Source organism: Stenotrophomonas sp. P5_B8, assembly GCF_054049855.1.
Genome location: NZ_JBFULO010000333.1, coordinates 1 through 4,468 on the forward strand (window position 1 = coordinate 1; position 4,468 = coordinate 4,468).

Genomic DNA, 4,468 nt, shown 5'->3' on the forward strand with positions numbered 1-4,468 from the left:
GGTTAACCGGCGTCGGTGTCGCGCACCTCGCGCCACGCCGGCAAGCGATAGCGCTGCTGCTGCCACCGCATCAGCAGTGCCATCGCGCCACCGAACAGCAGGCCGGCCACGCCGGCACCGCCCAGTACGCCCGCCGTCGGCAGCATGGCGCTGCGCGCGAACAGCAGCCACATCAATCCGCCCCATCCCAGCGCGAACATCGCGCCCATCAGCATGGCGTTGGCGACGAAACCGGCCAGCACTGGCGGCGGCACGGCCAGGCCCGTCCGCCACAGCAGCCGGTACAACAGCGGCGCCTGCATCTGCGCGGGGACGCCGGCGGCCTGCATGACCTGCAGCGCTGCACGGATTCGAGCGGGATAAGCCTGCATGTTTTTCCTTCAACGAACGCAGGGCGCGCATGGCTCCCTGACGTGCTTGTGATGTTCAGGACGTCAAACGCAGAACGGCCACCCGAGGGTGGCCGTTCTGGTACCGCGACAACCGAAGTCGTCGGCGGGAATTACTGGGCCTTGGCAGCCAGGCGGGCAGCCTTGGCCTGCGCAGCGGCAGCCAGATCTTCCTTGATGCGGGCAGCCTTGCCTTCCAGGCCACGCAGGTAGTACAGCTTGCCGGAGCGGACCTTGCCACGACGCTTCACTTCGACCGAGTCGATGATGGCGCTGTGGGTCTGGAAGACGCGCTCGACGCCGTAGCCGTGCGAGATCTTGCGCACGGTGAAGGCGGAGTTCAGGCCGGCGTTCTTGGTGCCGATCACGACGCCTTCGTAAGCCTGCACGCGCTCACGGTTGCCTTCCTTGACCTTCACGTTGACGACGACGGTGTCACCCTGGCTGAACTTCGGCAGCTCGCGGGTAATCTGGGCGGATTCGAAGTCCGAAAGGATGGATTTGTTCAGCTTGCTCATGGGTGCACCGGTAGTGTTCGGGTGGTCGTGTCGTTCGACAACGTGGGCTCATGCAGTCACCGGACTGTGCTGCACGTTTTTTGTAGGGATTCCTGCCAATCGACCCCCAAAGGGCCGATGGCAATCCCGAATTGTAAACAAGAACCGGCCCCTGCGCTAGGGGTTCGATTCCTTGGGCAGGGCCTGCCGCGCCTGCTCCAGCAGGAGGCGGTCGGCCTTGGACAGCGTGCGCTCGTCCAGCAGGTCCGGGCGCCGCAGCCAGGTCCGCAGCAGCGACTGCTGGCGGCGCCAGCGGGCGATGGCGGCATGGTTGCCCGAGCGCAGCACGTCCGGGACTTCGCCCCATTCATGCTGGGCCGGATGGCTGAAATGCGGGCAGTCCAGCAGCCCCTGCGGGCCTTCGAAACTGTCCTGGACCGCCGATTCGGCATCGCCCAGCGCGCCCTCCTGCAGACGGGTCACCGCATCGACGATGACCGCCGCGCCCAGCTCGCCGCCGGACAGGACGTAATCGCCGAGCGAGATTTCCTCGGTGACCTCGGCCTCGAGGAAGCGCTCATCGATGCCTTCATAGCGGCCGCACAGCAGGATCATCCGCGGCAGGGCCGCCAGTTCGCGCACCCGGGCCTGGGTCAGCGGCTTGCCCTGCGGGCTGAGGTAGATCACCGGCGCGGGCGCCGGATCGGCCGCCTTGGCCGCGGCCAGGCAGGCGCGCAACGGCTCGATCAGCATGACCATGCCCGGGCCACCCCCGAAGGGACGGTCGTCCACCCGGCGGTAGTTGCCGGCGGCGTAGTCACGCGGATTCCAGCCATGCAGGTCGAGCAGGCCGCGCTCGGCCGCACGGCCGACCACGCCCAGCGCGGCCGACTGCGCCATGAACTCGGGGAACAAGGTGATGACGTCGATACGCACCCGGTCAGAACTCCGGGTCCCAGTCGACCACGATCAGGTTGGCCTCGAAATCCACCGACACCACGAAGTCCGGCTGCACGAACGGAATCATCCGCTCACGATCGCCCTGTACCACCAGCACGTCGTTGGAGCCGGTCGAGAACAGGTGCGAAGCCCGCCCCAGTTCGACGCCATCGACGGTACGTACCTGCAACCCCTCCAGATCGACCCAGTAATACTCGTCGGGCTTCGGCGGCGGCAGCGCGCTGCGTGCTACATAAACTTCGGTTCCGTACATCGCCTCGACCACATCGCGGTCGGTGATATCGGGAAACACCGCGACCAGATGCTTGCCGGACTGACGTCCGCGCGCGCCGCTGAGGGTGCTCTCCTGGCCGGCGGGTGTACGCAGGATCCAGGGCTGGTATTGGAAAATGGCGGTACGCGGCTCGGTCCAGGACTCGAGCTTGATCTCGCCTCGCACACCAAAAGCGCCGACAATCCTGCCCAGCAGGATGCGGCGCTCGGTATCTTTCATCTGTATAGACCGGTGGACCGCGGCAGGCGCGGCCCTTCAGGATCAGGCCGCGGAGGCCTGGGCCTTGGTCGCTTCCTTGTACAGGTTGCGGACCTTGTCGGTCATCTGGGCGCCGTTGGCAACCCACTTGTCGACCAGCGGCAGGTCCAGCACGATGCGGGATTCCGCACCCTGGGCCACCGGGTTGTAATAACCGACGCGCTCGATGTTGCGGCCGTCACGGGCGCTGCGCGAGTCGGTCACGATGATGTGGTAGAAGGGACGCTTCTTGGCGCCGCCGCGGGTCAGTCGAATCTTGACCATGGTGTTGTTTCCTCAATTGCCCAGTCGCCAGGATGGCGCGGTAAGCCGGCGATTATAGCGGCGGCCTGCGGTCATTCCAAGTCTGTGAAGACCGCCGAAGCTGAACAGGGCCTACCCGACGCCGCCAATTGCCCCGATCGGCTGCCACGGGGCCGTTTCCAGGATCCCCCGCGCGCGCTGGCAGAAGGCCTCCGACGCGGCGAAGGTGACCGCGTCGATCGCCGAGATCGGCCAGACCCCGGCCGCGTTGCACGCGATGGCGCCGTCGAAGCCGTCCAGTTCGGCCAAGGCCACCTCGCGCACCTGCTGCACGTCACCTGCGAACCCCGCCTGCAACAGCCGCTCATGCGTACCGCGCAGGGCCGGGGCCTGCGGCCAGACGATCTGCTGGCCACGCTGGAAGGCGATGTTCCAGGTAGTGCCCTCGCCAACCTCCCCGTCCGGGGTGACGAAGAGCGCATCGTCGAAGCCGTCCCGCATCGCGCGCCGGCGCTGCTCGAACAGCGGGAAGGTACCGACATGCTTGAGGTGCGGCAGCTCGCGCTGGTACATCACCGTGCGCACGCGCCGCGCGTCGGCCGGCATGTGGACCGGCGTGCCCACCGCCACCAGCACGTCCACCGCGACCGCTTCCAGCGGCTGGCGGAAATCGAACTGGCGCGAGAACACCGTGACCCGCAGCGAGGCATCGCGCAGGTCGTCCGACTGCAGCGCGTGCTGCATCCACGCCCGGACCTGGCCCAGGTCCAGGACGCTGCCGAACAGCGCTTCGGTGCCCTGCTGCAGCCGTTGCAGGTGCAGGTCCAGGCCCTGCACCGCCCCGCCACGCACCTGCAACGAAGTGAAGTGCCCGTAGTTGGTCAACGCGCCGGCCAGGTCGTCGGCGCTGGCGCGGTGGCCATTGCAGTAGAAGCTCATCGGAGCAGCGCCCGGGCGTCGGACCACATCTGCTGCAACACCTGCGCCGCCGGGCGCGCCGGCGCCATCCACGCGGACTGCCCGGCCCACGCCTGCATCGCATCGACGTTGCTGTCACCGGTGGCCTGCGCGCGCATCGGTGCGGTCAGCCCGCGCTGCACCGGGTACGGGCGTGGTGGAGGTGCATCGGCCGCAGCGGCAGCACGCACATACGCGGTGGCCAGGCCACGGCCGAGGCGACCACTGAAGGCCCGCGTGGGCCAGGTATCTTCCGGCTCCGCGTCCGCCAAGGCCTGCGACCAGGCCGGGTTCAAGCTGCACTCGGGCGTGCGCAGGAAGGCGGTGCCCACCTGCACCGCACTGGCACCCAGGGTCAGTGCCGCCGCGATGCCACGTCCATCGGCGATGCCGCCGGCCGCGATCACCGGGACGTCCAGATGATCGGCCAGCCGCGGCAGCAGCGCGAACAACCCGACCAACTGGCGTTCGGCCGCGTCAGGGTCGAAGGCACCGCGATGCCCACCGGCTTCAGCGCCCTGCGCGACCACCGCATCGGCACCGGCGGCCTGTGCGACCCGCGCCTCGGACAAGGTCGTCGCACAGGCGATCCAGGCGATGCCCACGTCCTTCAGGCGCTGCACCTGCGCGGCGGAAAACACGCCCATGATGGTTGAGGCCACCGCCGGTCGCGCGCTGATCAGCGCGTCGAACTGCGCATCGAAATCGGCCGGGCCCGCATCACCGGCAGTGGCCGGCACCTCCGGGCCCCACTGCGCAAGGAAGCGACGGCTGGCCGCTTCTGCATCGGCATCGCGCCGCGGCAGCGGATCGGGTATCCACACATTCACTTGCGCCGGACCGCTGGACTGCGCGCGGAAGTCGGTCATCCACGCCACGATGTCCTGCGG

Annotated in this window: 7 protein-coding genes; all 7 read right to left on the reverse strand. The window is 68.1% G+C overall.

Annotated elements, in window-relative coordinates:
- Positions 1–2 precede the first annotated feature (2 nt).
- Positions 3–371 (reverse strand): DUF6404 family protein, encoded by a 369-nt coding sequence (locus tag ACXJKH_RS15710; RefSeq protein WP_256776437.1) that lies wholly within the window; start codon positions 369–371, stop codon positions 3–5.
- A 131-nt stretch (positions 372–502) separates the two neighbouring features.
- A complete protein-coding gene (rplS, locus tag ACXJKH_RS15715; protein WP_256776436.1) occupies positions 503–907 on the reverse strand; it encodes a 50S ribosomal protein L19 in 405 nt (134 codons plus the stop codon).
- A 156-nt stretch (positions 908–1,063) separates the two neighbouring features.
- Positions 1,064–1,822, reverse strand: a complete 759-nt coding sequence (gene trmD / locus ACXJKH_RS15720) for a tRNA (guanosine(37)-N1)-methyltransferase TrmD (protein ID WP_457320679.1) — start codon at positions 1,820–1,822, stop codon at positions 1,064–1,066.
- A 4-nt stretch (positions 1,823–1,826) separates the two neighbouring features.
- Entirely contained in the window at positions 1,827–2,339 is a 513-nt protein-coding gene (gene rimM / locus ACXJKH_RS15725; protein ID WP_256776434.1) for a ribosome maturation factor RimM, read from the reverse strand.
- 42 nt (positions 2,340–2,381) lie between these two features.
- Complete coding sequence (gene rpsP / locus ACXJKH_RS15730) at positions 2,382–2,642, reverse strand: 30S ribosomal protein S16 (RefSeq protein WP_017356068.1); 261 nt, start codon at positions 2,640–2,642, stop codon at positions 2,382–2,384.
- Positions 2,643–2,753: 111 nt separating this feature from the next.
- On the reverse strand, positions 2,754–3,560 hold the full coding sequence (locus tag ACXJKH_RS15735) for an aminotransferase class IV family protein (protein WP_457320682.1): 807 nt from the start codon (positions 3,558–3,560) through the stop codon (positions 2,754–2,756).
- Positions 3,557–4,468, reverse strand: a 912-nt coding sequence (locus ACXJKH_RS15740) for an NAD(P)H-dependent flavin oxidoreductase (protein WP_457320684.1), incomplete at its 5' end; no start/stop codon positions are given. The genes ACXJKH_RS15735 and ACXJKH_RS15740, both read right to left, overlap by 4 nt.

What these genes read in the sequence shown, in the direction of transcription:
- ACXJKH_RS15710 (WP_256776437.1), bottom strand. Translation starts at nt 371, where the DNA reads ATGCAGGCTTATCCCGCTCGAATCCGTGCAGCGCTGCAGGTCATGCAG.
- rplS (WP_256776436.1), bottom strand. Translation starts at nt 907, where the DNA reads ATGAGCAAGCTGAACAAATCCATCCTTTCGGACTTCGAATCCGCCCAG.
- rimM (WP_256776434.1), bottom strand. Translation starts at nt 2,339, where the DNA reads ATGAAAGATACCGAGCGCCGCATCCTGCTGGGCAGGATTGTCGGCGCT.
- rpsP (WP_017356068.1), bottom strand. Translation starts at nt 2,642, where the DNA reads ATGGTCAAGATTCGACTGACCCGCGGCGGCGCCAAGAAGCGTCCCTTC.
- ACXJKH_RS15735 (WP_457320682.1), bottom strand. Translation starts at nt 3,560, where the DNA reads ATGAGCTTCTACTGCAATGGCCACCGCGCCAGCGCCGACGACCTGGCC.